The 17,612-nt window shown below is 29.2% G+C and carries 18 protein-coding genes; 13 read left to right on the top strand and 5 right to left on the bottom strand.

Annotated features, from left to right (window positions below; translation table 11 throughout):
* Positions 1–77: 77 nt before the first annotated feature.
* A complete protein-coding gene (locus SY27_RS09585; RefSeq protein ID WP_045969634.1) occupies positions 78–1,136 on the top strand; it encodes an NAD(P)/FAD-dependent oxidoreductase in 1,059 nt (352 codons plus the stop codon).
* Positions 1,136–1,465, top strand: a complete 330-nt coding sequence (locus SY27_RS09580) for a 2Fe-2S iron-sulfur cluster-binding protein (protein WP_045969631.1) — start codon at positions 1,136–1,138, stop codon at positions 1,463–1,465. The genes SY27_RS09585 and SY27_RS09580 overlap by 1 nt, the downstream gene beginning before the upstream one ends.
* Positions 1,466–1,502: 37 nt before the next feature.
* Here SY27_RS09580 and SY27_RS09575 read toward each other — a convergent pair whose 3' ends face one another.
* The 3 genes from SY27_RS09575 to SY27_RS09565 form a co-directional block, all read right to left on the bottom strand.
* Positions 1,503–2,402, bottom strand: coding sequence for a metallophosphoesterase (locus SY27_RS09575; protein WP_045969629.1), 900 nt, complete (start codon positions 2,400–2,402; stop codon positions 1,503–1,505).
* Between the two features lie 54 nt (positions 2,403–2,456).
* On the bottom strand, positions 2,457–3,239 hold the full coding sequence (locus SY27_RS09570) for a DUF3050 domain-containing protein (protein WP_045969627.1): 783 nt from the start codon (positions 3,237–3,239) through the stop codon (positions 2,457–2,459).
* Between the two features lie 125 nt (positions 3,240–3,364).
* Entirely contained in the window at positions 3,365–4,543 is a 1,179-nt protein-coding gene (locus SY27_RS09565; protein WP_045969625.1) for an acyl-CoA dehydrogenase family protein, read from the bottom strand.
* 472 nt (positions 4,544–5,015) lie between these two features.
* On the opposite strand from SY27_RS09565, the gene SY27_RS09560 reads away from it, so the two are divergent.
* The 4 genes from SY27_RS09560 (at position 5,016) to SY27_RS09545 (ending at position 8,684) form a co-directional block, all read left to right on the top strand.
* Entirely contained in the window at positions 5,016–5,201 is a 186-nt protein-coding gene (locus SY27_RS09560) for a hypothetical protein (protein WP_045969623.1), read from the top strand.
* A gap of 83 nt (positions 5,202–5,284) precedes the next feature.
* A complete protein-coding gene (locus SY27_RS09555) occupies positions 5,285–5,488 on the top strand; it encodes a hypothetical protein (RefSeq protein WP_045969621.1) in 204 nt (67 codons plus the stop codon).
* A 219-nt stretch (positions 5,489–5,707) separates the two neighbouring features.
* The gene (locus SY27_RS09550) at positions 5,708–7,603 is read left to right on the top strand and encodes a LodA/GoxA family CTQ-dependent oxidase (RefSeq protein ID WP_052705251.1); all 1,896 of its coding nucleotides are present in this window, start codon (positions 5,708–5,710) and stop codon (positions 7,601–7,603) included.
* A complete protein-coding gene (locus SY27_RS09545) occupies positions 7,584–8,684 on the top strand; it encodes an NAD(P)/FAD-dependent oxidoreductase (protein ID WP_052705249.1) in 1,101 nt (366 codons plus the stop codon). The genes SY27_RS09550 and SY27_RS09545 overlap by 20 nt, the downstream gene beginning before the upstream one ends.
* 105 nt (positions 8,685–8,789) lie before the next feature.
* Here SY27_RS09545 and SY27_RS09540 read toward each other — a convergent pair whose 3' ends face one another.
* Positions 8,790–10,961 (bottom strand): carboxy terminal-processing peptidase, encoded by a 2,172-nt coding sequence (locus tag SY27_RS09540; RefSeq protein ID WP_045969620.1) that lies wholly within the window; start codon positions 10,959–10,961, stop codon positions 8,790–8,792.
* A gap of 145 nt (positions 10,962–11,106) precedes the next feature.
* Here SY27_RS09540 and surE point away from each other — a divergent pair, with 145 nt between their 5' ends.
* The 7 genes from surE to SY27_RS09505 are packed head-to-tail and all read left to right on the top strand — an operon-like array spanning position 11,107 to position 17,125.
* Entirely contained in the window at positions 11,107–11,877 is a 771-nt protein-coding gene (gene surE, locus SY27_RS09535; protein ID WP_045969618.1) for a 5'/3'-nucleotidase SurE, read from the top strand.
* On the top strand, positions 11,874–12,146 hold the full coding sequence (locus SY27_RS09530) for a hypothetical protein (protein WP_045969616.1): 273 nt from the start codon (positions 11,874–11,876) through the stop codon (positions 12,144–12,146). Before surE ends, SY27_RS09530 begins: the two co-directional genes overlap by 4 nt.
* Positions 12,147–12,148: 2 nt before the next feature.
* Positions 12,149–12,679 (top strand): phosphoglycerate mutase family protein, encoded by a 531-nt coding sequence (locus tag SY27_RS09525; protein ID WP_045969613.1) that lies wholly within the window; start codon positions 12,149–12,151, stop codon positions 12,677–12,679.
* Between the two features lie 9 nt (positions 12,680–12,688).
* Positions 12,689–13,804 carry a lipid-A-disaccharide synthase gene (lpxB, locus tag SY27_RS09520; RefSeq protein WP_045969611.1) on the top strand — a complete coding sequence of 372 codons (1,116 nt, stop codon included), beginning with the start codon at positions 12,689–12,691 and terminating at the stop codon, positions 13,802–13,804.
* 31 nt (positions 13,805–13,835) lie between these two features.
* Complete coding sequence (locus tag SY27_RS18205; protein ID WP_152640746.1) at positions 13,836–14,480, top strand: C40 family peptidase; 645 nt, start codon at positions 13,836–13,838, stop codon at positions 14,478–14,480.
* Between the two features lie 6 nt (positions 14,481–14,486).
* Positions 14,487–15,104, top strand: a complete 618-nt coding sequence (locus SY27_RS19080; RefSeq protein WP_045969609.1) for a C40 family peptidase — start codon at positions 14,487–14,489, stop codon at positions 15,102–15,104.
* Positions 15,105–15,109: 5 nt separating this feature from the next.
* Positions 15,110–17,125, top strand: a complete 2,016-nt coding sequence (locus SY27_RS09505) for a ComEC/Rec2 family competence protein (protein WP_045969607.1) — start codon at positions 15,110–15,112, stop codon at positions 17,123–17,125.
* A 4-nt stretch (positions 17,126–17,129) separates the two neighbouring features.
* Here the strand turns inward: SY27_RS09505 and SY27_RS09500 are convergent, their stop codons facing one another.
* A complete protein-coding gene (locus SY27_RS09500) occupies positions 17,130–17,597 on the bottom strand; it encodes a thioredoxin family protein (RefSeq protein WP_045969605.1) in 468 nt (155 codons plus the stop codon).
* Between the last annotated feature and the right edge of the window lie 15 nt (positions 17,598–17,612).

The following is a 17,612-nucleotide window of genomic DNA, read 5'->3' as shown; positions in this document are numbered from 1 at the left end:
TTAAAATAGCTAAAACTGATAAAAATCATATTAAAAATCAAAGTAACTTCGTTATTTTGTAGCTTACAATTATAAACATGATAGAAACTGATATATTAATAATAGGAGCTGGTCCTACAGGACTTTTTACTGTTTTTGAAGCAGGATTATTAAAATTAAAATGTCACATTATTGATGCCTTACCTCAGCCAGGAGGTCAATTAGCTGAACTATATCCTAAAAAACCCATTTTTGATATTCCAGGTTATCCGGAAGTATTAGCAGGAGATTTGGTGACTAATTTGATGGAACAAATTAAGCAATTTCAACCTGGATTTACTCTTGGTGAGACAGCCGAAACTATCGATAAGTTAGAAGATGGAACTTTTATTGTCACAACAAAAGAAGGAACGAAACATAAAGCAAAAGCAATTGCAATTGCTGGAGGATTAGGAACATTTGAACCTAGAAAACCTCTACTAAAAGATATAGAGTTCTATGAAAAAGAAGACAGAGGAGTTGATTATTTTGTAAAAGATCCTGAAAAATATCGTGGAAAAAATATCGTGATTGCTGGAGGAGGAGATTCTGCATTAGATTGGAGTATTTTCTTGTCAAATGTAGCAAAATCAGTTACTTTGGTACATAGAAGAAATGAATTTAGAGGTGCTTTAGATTCTGTTGAAAAAGTTCAGGCGCTGAAATCTGAAGATAAAATAAAATTAATTACACCAGCAGAAGTGGTTGGTTTTAAAGGGGATGAACGTATAGAGTCTATAGATATTGAGGTTAATGGAGCTCGTATGAATGTGGAAGCGGATTATTTTATTCCTCTTTTTGGATTAACACCTAAATTAGGACCTATTGCAAATTGGGGATTAGAGATTGAAAAAAATGCAATCAAAGTAAATAATGCGCTAGATTACCAAACTAATATTGAAGGAATTTATGCTATTGGTGACGTTAATATTTATCCTGGTAAGTTAAAATTAATTCTTTGTGGTTTTCATGAGGCAACCTTGATGTGCCAAAGTGTATACAATAAGTTAAATCCAGGAAAACGATATGTATTGAAATATACAACAGTATCTGGTGTTGATGGTTTTGACGGTACACGAAAAGAAGCAGAAAAAGCAGTTGTAAAAGCTATAGACTAATGACAGACATTACTATAAAGATTACAGATCGTAATGGTATAATTCATGAAGTACAAGCTCCAACAGACATGAACATGAATGTTATGGAGCTTATTCGCTCTTATGAATTAGCAGAGGAAGGAACAGTAGGCGTTTGTGGAGGTATGGCAATGTGTGCTTCATGTCAATGTTATCTTTTAAATGACGTTTTGAAAACAGAACGGAATGACGATGAAGAAGCAATGCTTTCCGAAGCCTATCATGTTAAAGAAAATAGTAGATTAGGTTGTCAAATTCACCTTACTGAAGATTTAGATGGTCTTGAAATAGAAATTGCACCAGAGCAGTAAAAATAATAAAGCGAAGAATATTCTTCGCTTTATTATTTTATTTATAATCTTCCAAATTAGCCGGTCCTTCTAAGTATTCTTTCTTAATTTGTAATGTTCCATCTTCTTTAGTATCGATAAACCATTTTATTAAAGCAATTGCTCCATTTTCTATTTCGATGCCAGTTATGCTTCTAGGATGTACGCAACTTCCATCATTAAAATAGTGTAAGGCATTTTCACTAGGACTTGGAAAACGTGGTCTATGGGTATGTCCAGTAATTGTTATTTTATTGTTATTTTCAGCAATCCATTTTTTGATTCTACGTTCTACCTTTATAAGTTCAATATAATTTTTAGCAGGACTTGTGGGGTCTTTTATTCCCCAAACTTGTAAAGGTTTCCAAAGAATTCTAACTAAAAAGCGATTAATTTTCCACCCGACATAATTCATAAAATCAGCTTGATGTCCGTGTGTTAAAAACAACTCTTGGTTATCATTATCTGCGTTTTTTAAGACAATTCCTTCGTGAAATTTAATATTTGGGAATAACGGTATTTTTTCTCCTTTTCGTTGATCAAAATATTCACTTAAAGTTTTTTTTACAACATTTTGATTACGATATACCATGTCATGATTTCCGTAAATCATATGTAACCTATTGTTGTTGAAAAATTGCTGAAGAAGCATATAAACATTCTTATTTGCTTCAAAAATATCTTTAAAGAATAAGTTTTCCCATAATTCATCTCCATCTCCAAGCTCTATATATGTAAAGCCTTCTTTGTAATAATGTTGGAGTGCATGAAAATAAATGTTTCTATTATTAGCAAAATCATCTGCAAAACTAGAATCACCTCTGTGACAATCACTAAACAAAATAAATTTGTCCTTCTTTGTAAAGGATACTCTTTTAGCTTCTTTATATGCTTTTGTTAATCGAGTTTGTGAAGACATTTAGCATTTGTTTGTTTTGTAAAGATAAACAAAAACCACTTTTGTATTGTTTTGTTACAATGCTAATTCTTTTTTTCGAATTTGTTCTTCAATGGCATCCCATAATTTAATTCTCTTTTGAAGCGCTAATATGGCTGTTTCTTCAACTTCTTGCCATTTTTTATCATCATTTTCACATAATTCCTCAATCATTTTCATTGCCATTGGTCCATGTTCATCTGCATCTAATTCAATATGACGTTCAAAATAATAGATTAATTCAGATAAATCTATTTCAGGGAAGTTTTGTTGAAATTTAGTAAGAATTGCTGAAAACATATCAGGAATAAGATCTTCTCTTCCAAAGGTGAAAGCAGAAGCTATTTGATGAGGTTTTCCTTCCTCGATTACTCTAAATGTAAAATCTAAGAAAGCTTTTATATCATCATGTAAATCACTTTGTTTAATACTTACAAATATATTTTTCGTAGTGACAACATCTTCTAAAAAGTTTTTGATTATAGCTGTATTTGCTCCACAAGTTGCCATTGCGTCAATATATAGCTCATAATGACTTTTTCTATTTCCATTTATATCAACATCGGTTTCTTCTGCAACAACTATCTCATTTATTAAGTAACGAATTTCAGGATTACCAACAGGTAGCCAAGGAGTTGTTGTACAAGTTAATTTGTTTTGTAAGGCTTTTAATAAAGACATAAAATCCCATACAGCAAACACATGATTTTCAAGAAAACAATGTAAATCTTCAATGTTTTTTATTTCATTGTATAAAGAGTGATTTAATAATTGGTCTTTATACGATTGAATTCTACGGTTAATAGTTTGGGTTTTCATAATATTTTGTTTTTAAAATTATTTACGAAATCTATCTAAATATAGTTTTAGCAAATAATGTTCCAAAAATAAAAATGCTTCATCAAATAATGAAGCATTTTATATTATTTTTATCTATTATGGTATTATTTAAATGCTGAAAACCCAGTTACATCCATTCCAGTAATTAATAAATGTATATCGTGAGTTCCTTCATAGGTAATTACTGATTCTAAATTCATCATGTGGCGCATAATAGAATATTCTCCTGTTATACCCATTCCACCAAGCATTTGTCTGGCCTCACGAGCAATATGTATTGCCATATCTACATTATTACGTTTTGCCATAGAAATTTGAGCAGAAGTAGCTCTTCCTTCATTTCTTAAAACACCAAGTCTCCATGTTAATAATTGAGCTTTTGTGATTTCGGTAATCATTTCAGCTAGTTTCTTTTGTTGTAACTGAGTTGCACCAATAGGTTTGTCAAATTGAATACGCTCTTTAGAATATCTTAAAGCAGTATCATAACAATCCATTGCTGCTCCAATTGCTCCCCAAGCAATACCGTAACGAGCGGAATCTAAACATCCTAGCGGAGCTCCTAATCCAGATTTATTTGGTAATAAATTCTCTTTTGGAACTTTTACATTATCAAATATTAATTCTCCTGTTGCAGAAGCACGAAGTGACCATTTATTATGAGTTTCAGGAGTAGAAAATCCTTCCATTCCTCTTTCTACAATAAGACCATGAATTCTTCCTTCTTCATTTTTTGCCCAAACAACAGCAATGTCAGCAAATGGTGCATTTGAAATCCACATCTTTGCGCCATTTAAAAGATAGTGATCTCCCATGTCTTTATAATTTGTTGTCATTCCTCCTGGATTTGAACCATGATCAGGCTCGGTAAGTCCAAAGCAACCTATAAATTCTCCAGAGGCTAATTTTGGTAGATATTTCATACGTTGTTCTTCATTTCCATATTTCCAAATAGGATACATAACTAATGAAGACTGAACAGATGATGTTGAACGAACACCGCTATCACCACGTTCAATTTCTTGCATAATCAAACCATACGAAATTTGATCTAAACCCGCTCCTCCATATTCTACAGGAATGTATGGGCCAAAACCACCTATGTCGGCTAATCCTTTAATTATTTGTTTTGGGAATTCTGCTTTTTGAGCATATTCTTCTATAATTGGAGAAACTTCTCTTTTTACCCATGCACGAGCTGCGTCTCTTACTAATTTGTGCTCATCTGATAATAAATCATCTAATTGATAATAATCTGGAGCTTGAAATAAGTCTGGTTTCATAATTATGTCATTGCAAGCAACGCAATTAAGCGAAGCATTTGGTTATATTTTCTAACAAAAGTAGGTAAAGATTTTTAACAAATCAATCCTAAAATGTTATAATTTTAAATTTTATATCATAAAATAATTATAATCTTTCTGATTGAATAATCCTTAATTTAAAAACTTAGATGTAGGATTAATATTTGTCTTTGGTTTGATAAAATTATTTTGTGATTAAAAATAACAGAGGTTTTAATTATTAATAATATGTTAATTATTTTACAAAATTAATTTTTGTAAAGAAGATATTTTATATTTTTAGGTTAAATTTTATTTATAATATAACATTTTTATTAGTAATATCGTATTTGAATGTAAGATATATTGATGATAATTACTATTGTATTTTTTTAAATAGAGCAAATAAACAGACAAAAAATCCAAGTGTCTTTAAATGATTGGATATTAAACAATTTTTAAACCTAGTATTATGTTAAAAAGTATCTTAGAATTAAAAGGAACTCAAAAGTTAAGTAAAAAAGAACAAAAAACAATTAGTGGTGGAATTGGACCAATTTATGAAGATAAACGTTGTGGAGGAGACGGAAGCTTCATTTTTGTTAATGGAGTAAAAACATGTTGTTATATTCCTTCTCAGAATAATTATATCTGTTAATTTATAGTTATAAGAATTTTAATAAGAACTAATTTAATTAAAAACCTCTCTATTTAGTAAATGGAGATAAATAAAAATAAACAATGAAAAAATCAATTTTAAAATTAAAAGGATCTCAAGAGCTAACTAAAAAAGAACAAAAAAGCATTAATGGAGGTATAAGAATTCCAATTCCTGGAGACCCAATAGAAGAACCAAAATCTTGCGGAGGTGATGGAAGTTTTATATATGTAAATGGAGTAAAAACATGTTGTTATATTCCTTATAACAACACCTATTTCTGTTAATTAAAAAAATCAGTTTATTAAAAATAATTTACTGAAAGCAAACTAAATAAAATGAAAGAATTACTCTTATTGTTGCAATAAGAGTTTTGTTTTAAGGCTATCTAATTTAAAAGATAGCCTTTTGTGTATAAATAATTTAAGTAAAGAAAACAGGTATAATTACCTGTTTTTTTAATTCTCTATTTAGGTAATTTTGAAAAGAATCAAACAAACAAAAAGATGGAAAAAGATCAAGTTATTCAAAGTGTAGCAATTTATCCACCACTAGGAATTGCTAGAATTGGAAATTCTTCGGAATATTATTTTGCTTCAGATTTACCAAATACTATGGAAACACCAGATGGGGGATTTAAAGATAAAGAAGGGAAAGTTAAAAAGCAAGTTGCTCGGTTTAGAGTATACGGATTTAATGCTGCTGGAGAAGTTGTTAAAGAAATAGTAGCAAGTGAAGCACAAATAAATTGGAGAGTACATGTTGCCAATGTAAAATCAGCTTGGTATGAGTTCAATAATGCTTTAGATTTAGAAGGATATGCTATTCCTTCAACATATAGAAATGGAAATGTTAAAGGAGGTGATAGGGATGAATTGGTTATAAATCCAGGAGTCAAAAAGATAAATGGAATAAGTCAAAAAGATAAACCAGAATATGAGTTAACAGGAGGGAAGTTTTATGGGAAAGAAGTACCACTAGGAAAAATAGAAACAGATGATAAAGGAAGGCTTTTGTTTTTTGGTGGAGATGGAAACTCTGCTTCTTATGATAATAAACCAGCAACAACCTTTGCAAATAACGTAGGTTGGCATGATGATACTTCTGATGGTACAATTAGGGCAACTATTGTTCTCAATGGCAAAACATTTGAAGCAGAACCAGCAATGGTTGCTGTAACTCCTCCAAATTTTGGACCAGGGTTATTTGGAGTTGTAACCATGTATGATGTAGTGTTGAATTTATTTATTGAAAAATTCAATTATCCAGATCCAACTTCTAATGGTGTAAATTTTTGGGAGCATATTTATCCAGTTTTAGAACGTATGACAAATACACAATGGGTAAATCATGGATTTTTCATGCTTTTTGGGAAAAACTCTCCTTCTGATTTCACTAATCCAGAGTTATTGAATAAGTTGTCTGATCCTTCTGAATCTTCAAAAGAAGAAAGGGAAAGAATCTTTAATTGGTTAAGAAACCCAAATAGTAATGTAGCAGAACCTAAAAAAGTACCTCCTTTTTATGGGGATGGTTTTGGAGATTATACAAATATTGCCTTAGATGATTTACCAATTACAAATACACAATATAAATGGTTTGAAAAATGGGCGAAAGGAGATTTTAATAATGTCAAAGTAGATAAAATAAAATCTTTTAATGAATTATCTCTGGAAGAACAAATAGAGGCTTTAAATATAGCTCCATTTGAAGAATGTTTAGGAGGTCCTTTTCATCCAGGAATTGAATTAACATGGCCAATGCGTAATGCTTTGATGTGGGAAAAACCTTTTAGATTGAAAGTATTACCTGAAAATGAGATGCCAAATTTAGATTATGGAAGCTTATTAAGTCCTGCAATTGCTTTGTCTGAAGACGGACCATTGTCGGCAAGTGGACCAGGTTCTTTGACTAGATGGTTAGGTGTGCCTTGGCAAACAGATGAGGCAAGTTGCTTGTCTGGATATGATACTACAACTTATTTGCCTTTACCATCATTTTGGGCAGCAAGAGTGCCTAATCAAGTATTAAGTGAAGATAGTTATGGTAGAATGAGTGATACAAAAGTAAATATTGCACAGCGATTGAAACATTTTGATTATCGTCAAGATTGGTTACGTGAATTTGGTACACAATATTTACCAAAAATAAATAAAATGATTAGTGAATGGCATGATTTAGGAATTATTGCAGAGACAGAATATAAGAATCAAGAAAGTGATTTTTTACCAAATAGAGTTTGGAAGGAAACAAGAATGGCTTATACTTCAATTGATCCAACAATGGAACAAGTTCGTTATGCGGAAAGAGTAACAGTAGATGAAAAAATGTTAAAAACAACATTTGCTGAATCTACTAAAATAGCTAAGAAAAGACCATTTTATGGTAGAAATGAAAGATAATAACTTTTTTAATGTAATTATTATTGGAGGAGGTCCTGCTGGTATTGCAGCAGGATTAACTCTTAATTCTAGGAATATTTCAACTGTTATTGTTGAAGCAAATCAGTTAAGTAATCAAAAAGTAGGAGAATGTATTCCTCCTAACGCTTATCCATTATTTCAAAAAATGGGTTTAGAATCATTGCTTGTAGATGAAAAACATCATTTGTATTATGGGAATAAATCTGTTTGGGGAACGTCTGTTTTACATGAAAAATTATTTCTTTTTGATAGGTATAATAAAGGGATTCTTTTAAATAGAACTTATTTCGAAAAACAATTACAAGACATTTCTAAAAGAAATCAAATAAATTGGTTGGTAGATTATACATTATATACTATTAATAAAGAAAAGAATTTTACAAAAGTAGTCTTGAAATCGAAAACAGATGAGTTAACTCTTTTTTGTAATTATGTTGTAGATGCAACAGGAAGAAAAGCTTCTGTGTGTAGAAAATTAGGAATAGAAAAGAAAACACTAGATCAGCTTGCATCATTAAGTTTTAAATGTCAGATTAAAACAACTATCCCGTTTTATGTTCATACAGAAAGTTTTGAAAATGGATGGATATACGTGTCGCCATCAGAAGGGGATAATGTGATAGTCATGATTTTTACGGATTTAGATTTGATTCCGTCTAAGAATAAAGGAAAAGATTTTATTTTGGATATTATGAATAATTCTCAATTAGGTCAAAAAGTATTTAAAACTAGATTAGAGGAAGATAATATTTTTGATATAACAACAAGAATAGCAAATACAACATATTTAGAAAAACCTTTTGGAGGAAATTGGTTAGCTATAGGAGATGCTGCTTATTCATTTGATCCATTGTCTTCTTATGGTATTACCTCGGCTCTTGCTTCAGGATATTATGGCGGACATGCATTGGCAGATATACTCTTGAAAAAAGAAGAAGCATTAGATGTTTATCATTATATTATGAGAGATGTATTTGAAAACTATAAAGTTCAACTTCATGAACAATATGCTCTTGAGAGCAGATGGGCAAATTCAATTTTTTGGAGTAGAAGAAATTAATAAAACATTTTTGAGGTTATTATGTTTTGTTTATACAAGAATTATAGTTGAATTTAATGTATAAAAAAAATGAGGTTGTTAAACCTCATTTTTTATTTATAGTTTTTAATCTAATCTTTCAAATTTTCCCTTTTTGTTTCTAGAGTAAACAACACTTCTGAAATCAAGTTTTTCAATATCGCTTAAAACATTTAAAGCTTCGTCAACATAGATATCTTTTTGAAGTTCTTCATGCCAACGCTCTCTTTTCTCCTTTAAAATGTTGTCTTTTTGAGTAGCTTCAATTTCATAAGGAAGTGAATTGAACGTTAGATTGTTTTTATAATCAGCAAGTGATTTAAACTTTCTAAGTTTATTGTCAATAATCTCCATTTTTATTTCAAATTTTTCTAAGCTAAGTTCAAAATCATTATCATCTTTTCTTTCAAAAATCCATTTTGCATTTTCATCAATCAACTTAAATTGTTCGTTATTAGCTATTCTATCATTGCTTTTAGAAATAACAGATTCAAATCCTGAAAAAATAGGTTTGTATGGAGCAGCGTCAATTTTGTCCCAAGGTAAAGAATTTTTCTCATCTCTTTCTCCCATATCTAAATAAGCAAAACGATCTGGTAAAATAATATCGCTTAATACACCTTCTCTTTGAGTTGATCCACCATTAATTCTATAGAATTTTTGAGTAGTAGTTTTTAATGCTCCTAAATCTCCATAAGAATTACTTCTTACGAACTGATTTAAATCAATAAGGTTTTGAACTGTTCCCTTTCCATAAGTATGTTTACTACCTATAACAAGACCTCTTTTGTAATCTTGAATTGCTGCTGCGAAAATTTCAGAAGCAGAAGCAGAAAAATTATCAACCATTACTACAAGCGGGCCAGTCCATTGAACACCAGGATCTTTGTCGGATAAAATATCCTTTTTACTTCCGGATGATTTTACTTGTACTACCGGACCTTGTTCTATAAATAATCCCGTCATATTTACAACAGTTTCAAGAGAGCCTCCTCCGTTTCCTCTTAAATCCATTATAATACCTTCAATGTTTTCTTTTTTAAGTCTCTCAATTTCAAGAGCAACATCTTTGTATGCATCTCTTTCGTCTTTGTTGTCAAAACTAATGTAGAATTTTGGAAGATAAATAATTCCGAATTTTTTACCATCTTTTTCAACTACAGAAGATTTAGCAAATGTTTCCTCTGTTTCTACTTCATCTCTAATGATAGAAATTACAGAAATTGTACCATCTACTTTTTTAACAGTTAAACGAACTTCGGTTCCTTTTGCTCCTTTGATCTTTTTTACAACATCATCAAGTCTCATTCCTGCAATATCAAGAGGATCTTCACTTCCTTGAGCAACTTTTAATATTATATCTCCTGCTTCAAGTTCTTTTCCTCTCCATGCTGGTCCACCAGAAATTAATTCTGATATTTCAACTACTTCATTTTTCTTTTGAAGTTTTGCACCAATTCCTTCGAATTTTCCGCTCATACTAATGTCAAACTTGTCTTTTTCTTCAGGAGAAAAATAAAAAGTATGAGGATCAAATTGCTCAACAATTGAGTTTATAAATATTGAATACCAATCATTGCTATCAAGTTCTTTTTCAATAAAATCAAAATAATCATTTAATGATTTTAAAGAGCTTTCACGTGCTTCTTTTTCAATTTCTGAAAAACGCTTTTTAGTATAATTGGGATCTTTTTCTTTTTTGTCTTTTTCTAATTTTTCTTTATCAACGATAGTTGAAAGAACAGATAATTTTAATTGTCTACGCCATCTATTCTTTAATTCTTTATCATTTTTAGCATAAGGCTGTTTTTCATAATCAGTATTGATAACTTCATCAATAGTGAAATCAAAAGGTTTAGATAATATAGATTTATAAATAGATTCCGATTCTTTAATACGTTTTAATAATCGCGTATTAGTTAAGTAAAAAAACGACAAGTCTTTATTTTTGATCATGTCATCAATTACTTGCTTATATTGATCGAATTCTTTTATATCAGATTCTAAAAAGAAGCGTTTTGTAGGATCAATTCCATTCAAATACTTATTGTACACTTGTTTTGAGAAGCTGTCATTAATTTCAACAGGGCTATAATGTCCTTTTTCCAAGACATAAGTTAGTAGTTCCAAAAGTAATTTGTCTTTCTCTGGATCTTCGGTTTTTTTCGTAGGTATAAAACTCCATAGAACTGCTGATAAGGCAGTTATTAACAAAATAACCTTATAATTTCTTTTCATAAAATTAACAATTTGGGTCATTAAAAAAATTTTCAACTAAATTACATAAAAAATCATGCCATATCTCGCAATTTACGACAATTTTTTGTTAAAAATTAAAAACTTTATATTTATATTATTGAATTTGGTTTCCATTTAAATTATTTAAATTAGCAGAAAAAAATAAATGAAAAAACCACTTATACTTGTAACTAATGATGATAGTATAGTAGCACCTGGTATCCGTTTCTTAATTGATGTAATGAAAGAAATTGGAGAGGTAATAGTTGTAGCGCCTGATAGTCCTCAAAGTGGAATGGGACATGCGATAACAATAAATAATACACTACACATTGATAAAGTAAATTTAGATAAAGAAATTGAACATGAATATAGTTGTTCTGGAACACCAGTTGACTGTGTTAAAATGGCTGTTCATGAAATTTTAAAAAAGAAACCAGATTTATGTGTTTCTGGAATTAATCATGGATCAAATTCTTCTATAAATGTTATTTATTCGGGTACAATGAGTGCTGCTGTTGAGGCAGGTATTGAAGGAATTCCAGCTATTGGTTTTTCACATTTAGACTATAGTTGGGAGACAAATTTTGAACCGACAAGAGAATATGTTAAAAAAATAACACAAGAAGTTCTGAAAAATGGGTTACCTGAAGGTGTTGTTTTAAATGTTAATTTTCCTAAAGCTTCAAAAGGAGTAATAAATGGAATTAAAGTTTGTCGACAAGCAAAAGCAATGTGGGTTGAAGAATTTGATAAAAGAACAAACCCACAAGGAAAAGAATATTACTGGTTAACAGGGGAATTTGTAAATAAAGATGAAGGAGAAGATACAGATGAATGGGCTTTAGAAAATAATTATGTTTCTGTTGTACCAGTTCAATTTGATTTAACAGCTCATCAGGTAATAAAAACGCTAAATAATTGGGATTTAAAATGAAGAAAAAAGATTTATTCATAGGGTTAATAATTGGTTTATTAGGAGCTTTAATAGGAACTTTTATAGCGCTTCAGTTTTTTACAGAACAAGGTTTTGTAGAAGGATTTAAAATAATGAAAAGTGCAGGAATGATAGGAAAAGTTATAACACTAGGTGCAATACCAAATGTTGTTGTTTTTTTCTTATTATTGAAAAAGAATAAAGATTTGATGGCAAGAGGAATTATCTTGGCAATGTTTATTATAACAATTACAACATTACTTTTATAACAATGAAAAATATTATTTTTTTACTTATTATTAATTTTTGCTTTGCAAGCTTAGTTCATTCGCAAAATAATGTAAACTCTAAAGACTTTTCAAAAGAAAAGACGATAACAAAAATAATATTAGTTCGTCATGCTGAAAAAGAAAAGGACGGAACTAAAAATCCTGCTTTATCAATAGAAGGAGAAGAAAGAGCAAAAAAGTTAGCGTTTATGCTTAATGATTTTTCTATTGACAGATTGTATGCAACACCTTATCTAAGAACGCAAAAAACATTAGGAGTAATTTCAGATAAAAAGAAAATAGAAATTACTAATTATGATGCTAGAGATGTTGAATTTGCTAAGAATATAGTAAAGAAAGAACAAGGAAAAACCATAGTAATAGCAGGACATTCAAATACAATTCCTGCTTTGGTTAATCAATTTATAGGAAGTTACAAATATAAAGAGTTGAGCGAAGAAGAGTATGGCAAGTTGTGGATTATAACTTTTGTAAATAACGAATTAGTAGATTGTAGCTTATTTAATTATTAGAATTAAAGAATGAAATATTACATAATTGCAGGTGAAGCATCAGGAGATTTGCACGGTTCTAATCTGATGAAATCTATTTTTAAAGAAGACCCAAATGCCGAAATTCGTTTTTGGGGTGGAGATTTAATGCAAAAAACAGGAGGAACATTAGTAAAGCACTATCGTGATCTTGCTTTTATGGGATTTATAGAAGTAGTAATGAATTTGCAAACGATTTTGAATAACATCAAAGTATGCAAAAAAGACATCGAACAATTTCAACCAGATGCTATAATTTTTATCGATTATCCAGGTTTTAATATGAGAATTGCTACTTGGGCAAAGGAGAGAAAAATACCAACACACTACTATATTTCACCTCAAATATGGGCTTGGAAAGAAAATAGAATTAAAGCTATAAAACGAGACGTAGATTTTATGTACGTAATTCTTCCGTTTGAAAAAGACTTTTATGAGAAGAAGCATCATTTTCCAGTAAAATTTGTAGGTCATCCATTAATTGATGCTATACATAATAGAACAGAAGTAAATGAAGTTAATTTTCGAAAGGAAAATAACTTAGATGATAAACCTATAATTGCACTTTTACCAGGTAGTAGAAAGCAAGAAATTACAAAAATGCTTTCAGGAATGTTATCAATAGTAAAAGATTTTCCAGATTATCAATTTGTCATTGCAGGAGCTCCTAGTCAAGAATATTCTTTCTATCAAACGTTTTTAAAGAATGAGAATGTTCATTTTATATCAAACAAAACGTATGATTTATTGAGTGTTTCTCGTGCTGCATTAGTTACTTCTGGAACAGCAACATTAGAAACGGCACTTTTTAAAGTCCCTGAAGTAGTTTGTTATAAAGGAAGTTGGGTGTCATATCAAATTGCAAAACGTATTATCACTTTGAAATACATTTCTTTAGTTAATTTAATTATGGATAAAGAAGTTGTTACTGAGCTTATTCAAGATAAATTTAATTCCAAAAATTTAAAGAAAGAATTGAGTAAAATTCTTGATGAAAAAGGCAGAAAGAAAATGATTGAAGCGTACTCTGTTTTAGAAGAAAAGTTAGGAGGAACAGGCGCTAGTGATAAAACTGCTCAATTAATTGTTTCCTCATTAAAGAAATAATCTTTATTTTAGCAAAAATACACACTTAGGTTTGAAAAAAGGATTGCTATTACTATGCTGCTTGTTTATAATTAGTGGAAAAGCACAATCTGTTTTAACAGATGAAACTGCTGATAATGAGATTAAAAAAGTAGTTGTTTTTGATGATTATTTAGGTTTATTAAATCCTAAAAATAATATCAAAGCAGATAAGTCTGCCGTTAAAACCGAAAAATCATTTTTTCTAAAAAAACGATTTAAAGAAAAAGAGAAAAAAAGATTTGCAGAAGTTGTAAAAGATATTGACATTTTTCTTACTCGTATTAAAATTATAGATAGCGCAAGAGTTTATATTGGAACTCCATATCATTATGGTGGAATGAGTAAAGACGGAATAGATTGTTCTGCTTTGATTTATAAAGCCTATAAAAAAAATAATTTTTTACTTCCAAGAACATCTATAGAGCAAAGCAAATTAGGTGAAAAAATTAAAAGAGAAAAAGCAGATATAGGAGATTTAATTTTCTTTAAAACCAATAGGAGAAGAAGTATTTCACATGTAGGAATAGTAATTGAAAATTGTAAAGGTGATATTAGATTTATCCATGCGTCTTCAAGTAAAGGTGTTATGATTTCATCACTGATGGAAACCTATTTCAAGAAAAAATTCGTAAAAATTAAAAGATTAATATTATAATATATTTTGAAAAAAATACTCGTTTTTATCGTTTTAATTAGCATTGTAAGTTGTAAAACGCAATCAAATATTATTACTTCAAAAAAAGAAGCAAAAGAAAAAGGGATTTATAGTTATTCTGAAGATGGAAGAACTAAAACTGTAAAATCAAACAGAACTAAATCATCAGAAAAGAGAGAGAATGAAGAGATTGTTGATAAAGATGACAAAGGAAGAAAGCTAGAAAAAAAAGCTACAAATTCTTTAGCGAATAAAATTATTAATGATGCATTAGATAATTTAGGTGTTAAATATAGAACTGGAGGAACAACAAAAACAGGGATGGATTGCTCAGGACTTGTTTTTAGTACTTATGGGAATTATGATATTTCTTTGCCAAGAACATCTATTGATATGTCTAGACATGGTCAAAAAATTAAAAAAAATGAAGCACAACCTGGTGATTTAATTTTTTTCAAAACAAATGGAAGAAGCGTTATTAACCATGTAGGAATTATTACGGAAATTGTAAATGATGAAATTAAATTCATCCATTCATCTACAAAAAGGGGTGTTATTGTTTCTTCAACTTTGGATGCATATTATTCTAAAACATTTGCTCAAATAAATCGTGTTTTAGACTAATAAAGATGAAGCTACTTAAGTTCCCAATAATAACAATTACGGTCAGCTTTGTATTAGGAATTTTAGCAAATCATTTTTTAAGGTTACCATTTTTAGTAATCTTAATTTTTCTTTCAATCTCTTTTTTAGTTTTTGTTTATGCCTTTCTAAGAGCAAAAAAACAACTTTTTCAAAACATATTATTTGGAATTTGTTGTTATTCATTTGTAATCTCCTTAGGAGTGTTTTCTCATTATTTACATGAAGAAATACATTATAAAAATCATTATTCTAAGATAATGAAAAGTGAAAATAATGAATTGAGAGGTACTATCACTTCTGTAATAAAACCAAATAGTAAATACAATAAATATCTTTTAAAAATAAACCAGTGTAATAAAACAGAAGCATTAGGTAAAATTCTTTTATATTATTCAAAAGAAAACAAAGAACAACTCAGTGTAGGTCAGGAAATATGGATTAATAAAAAGATTCAACCGATACAAAAATCTCGTAATCCATATCAATTTGATTATTCAGAATATTTAGAAAAGCAAAACATATTTCACCAAGTATTTTGTAATAAAGGAGAGATTGTGAAAATTAAACTCACTAAGAACTTTGATTATTATATACAAAATTTAAGATTAAACTTAAGGAATAGTTTCACTGATCGCAAATATGATGAAACTATAAGATCAATATTAGATGCTTTATTATTAGGACAACGAAGTTATATGGATAGAGAAACTATTGATAAATATTCTAAGGCTGGAGTTATACATGTTTTAGCTATTTCTGGACTTCATATAGGTATTCTTTATTTCTTTCTAGCATTTGTTCTAAAACCGATTGAGAAGATTAAATATGGGAAAACTCTCAAAATGATAGCTATTTTAAGTTTTTTGTGGCTATTTGCTTTTTTAACAGGTTTGCCAGCTTCGGTAACAAGAGCAGTTACTTTGTTTACATTTGTTAGTATTGGTAGTTATTATAATCAACAAAATAATGTTTACAATGCAGTAGCAGTTTCAGCTTTAATATTACTCATTTTTAATCCAAATTTTGTTTTTGATATAGGATTTCAATTAAGTTATGCTGCTGTAATATCTATACTTTTGTTTCAACCATTTTATAAGAGATGTTATTTTACAAAGAATAAAATAGGAATTTATTTTATAGATATTATTCTAGTTTCATTAGCTGCTCAAATAGGTGTTTTGCCACTAAGTTTGTATTATTTTAATCAATTACCATTATTGTTTTTAGTAGCAAATATTGTTGTTATTCCTTTGGCTAGTTGTATACTAATTTTTGGAAGTTTCACATTGTTGTTGAATTTTATTTTTAAACCATTTGCATTGCTTTGCGGTAAATTACTTGTCATTTTTATATCTATAATGAATAGTTATATTACCATGATTTCAAAAATAAAGAATGGAATTGTGGAAAATATTTCATTTTCAGCATTTTTAACAGTTTTATTATATTTATTTATTGGGACTTTGATTTATTGGATATATAACCCAAAATGGAATACTTTTAGGAATTGTGCTTTTGCAATTTTAATTTTTCAATTGTCTTTCATTTTTATAAAAACAGAAGAGAACAAGGCTGATGAATTATTAGTTTTTAATAGTAAAAAAAGTTTAATATCTATAAAAGAAGGAAACAAAATAAATGTATTTACTAATTCTATAGAAGAAAATAAGGGATTAATAAACGATTATTCTCGTGGAACATTTACAGATAGTGTTCATATAATTCCATTACAAAATGTATTAAATTATAATGAAGAAAGGATATTAATTATTGATAGCATGTCTATTTATAAAACAAAATTGAAACCAGATGTAATTGTTTTAATTCAAAGTCCAAAAATTAATTTAAGAAGATTAATTAAAGAGGTAAAACCAAAGGTAATTATTGCAGATAATAGTAATTCTTTTTACAAAATAAAGAAATGGAAAGAAACATGTGAACAAGAAAAAATCCCTTTTCATACAACGGTAGAAAAGGGATTTTATAGGTTATTAAAATGATAGATTATTTTTCTTCTGTTTTAGAAACAATTCCTTTTGCCACAGTTAACCATTTTTCTGGTCCTCCAGCAACATAGCCAGTATTTCCAAGACCGCTTAAGTTCATTTTTCCTTCCTTTTTTTCAGGAGTAACAAACCAAACAGTAGGATAGCCCCTTACTTGAAACATATTTTGTAGTTGATGGTTTTGAGCTTTAATTGTTTCATCTTGAGGTGTTCTTTTTGGAAAATCTAGTTCTACTAAAACTACATTTTCTTTTGCCCATTTTTCAAATTCGGTCGTTTTTAAAACCTCTTTCTGTAAACGAATACACCAACCACACCAATCTGAACCAGTAAAAAACAAGAGCATAGGTTTTTTCTCTTTGATTGCTAATTCAGATGCTTTACTCATATCAGTATGCCATGTTAATTCCTGAGCATTGCTAATACTGAAACTTATAAAAAAGAGTATTAAGAGTATTTTTTTCATAATCATTTAATTTAT

This window comes from Flavobacterium sp. 316, from assembly GCF_000967805.1.
In the GTDB taxonomy this organism is placed as follows: Bacteria; Bacteroidota; Bacteroidia; order Flavobacteriales; family Flavobacteriaceae; genus Flavobacterium; species Flavobacterium sediminilitoris.
The sequence above is the reverse complement of the archived record's forward strand: the minus strand, read 5'-3'. Positions and strand labels throughout refer to the sequence as shown.

Bases quoted from the DNA above. Each gene is read 5' to 3' on its own strand.
- SY27_RS09585 (WP_045969634.1), top strand. From the start codon at position 78: ATGATAGAAACTGATATATTAATAATAGGAGCTGGTCCTACAGGACTT.
- SY27_RS09580 (WP_045969631.1), top strand. From the start codon at position 1,136: ATGACAGACATTACTATAAAGATTACAGATCGTAATGGTATAATTCAT.
- SY27_RS09575 (WP_045969629.1), bottom strand. From the start codon at position 2,402: ATGTCTTCACAAACTCGATTAACAAAAGCATATAAAGAAGCTAAAAGA.
- SY27_RS09570 (WP_045969627.1), bottom strand. From the start codon at position 3,239: ATGAAAACCCAAACTATTAACCGTAGAATTCAATCGTATAAAGACCAA.
- SY27_RS09565 (WP_045969625.1), bottom strand. From the start codon at position 4,543: ATGAAACCAGACTTATTTCAAGCTCCAGATTATTATCAATTAGATGAT.
- SY27_RS09560 (WP_045969623.1), top strand. From the start codon at position 5,016: ATGTTAAAAAGTATCTTAGAATTAAAAGGAACTCAAAAGTTAAGTAAA.
- SY27_RS09555 (WP_045969621.1), top strand. From the start codon at position 5,285: ATGAAAAAATCAATTTTAAAATTAAAAGGATCTCAAGAGCTAACTAAA.
- SY27_RS09550 (WP_052705251.1), top strand. From the start codon at position 5,708: ATGGAAAAAGATCAAGTTATTCAAAGTGTAGCAATTTATCCACCACTA.
- SY27_RS09545 (WP_052705249.1), top strand. From the start codon at position 7,584: ATGGTAGAAATGAAAGATAATAACTTTTTTAATGTAATTATTATTGGA.
- SY27_RS09540 (WP_045969620.1), bottom strand. From the start codon at position 10,961: ATGACCCAAATTGTTAATTTTATGAAAAGAAATTATAAGGTTATTTTG.
- surE (WP_045969618.1), top strand. From the start codon at position 11,107: ATGAAAAAACCACTTATACTTGTAACTAATGATGATAGTATAGTAGCA.
- SY27_RS09530 (WP_045969616.1), top strand. From the start codon at position 11,874: ATGAAGAAAAAAGATTTATTCATAGGGTTAATAATTGGTTTATTAGGA.
- SY27_RS09525 (WP_045969613.1), top strand. From the start codon at position 12,149: ATGAAAAATATTATTTTTTTACTTATTATTAATTTTTGCTTTGCAAGC.
- lpxB (WP_045969611.1), top strand. From the start codon at position 12,689: ATGAAATATTACATAATTGCAGGTGAAGCATCAGGAGATTTGCACGGT.
- SY27_RS09505 (WP_045969607.1), top strand. From the start codon at position 15,110: ATGAAGCTACTTAAGTTCCCAATAATAACAATTACGGTCAGCTTTGTA.
- SY27_RS09500 (WP_045969605.1), bottom strand. From the start codon at position 17,597: ATGAAAAAAATACTCTTAATACTCTTTTTTATAAGTTTCAGTATTAGC.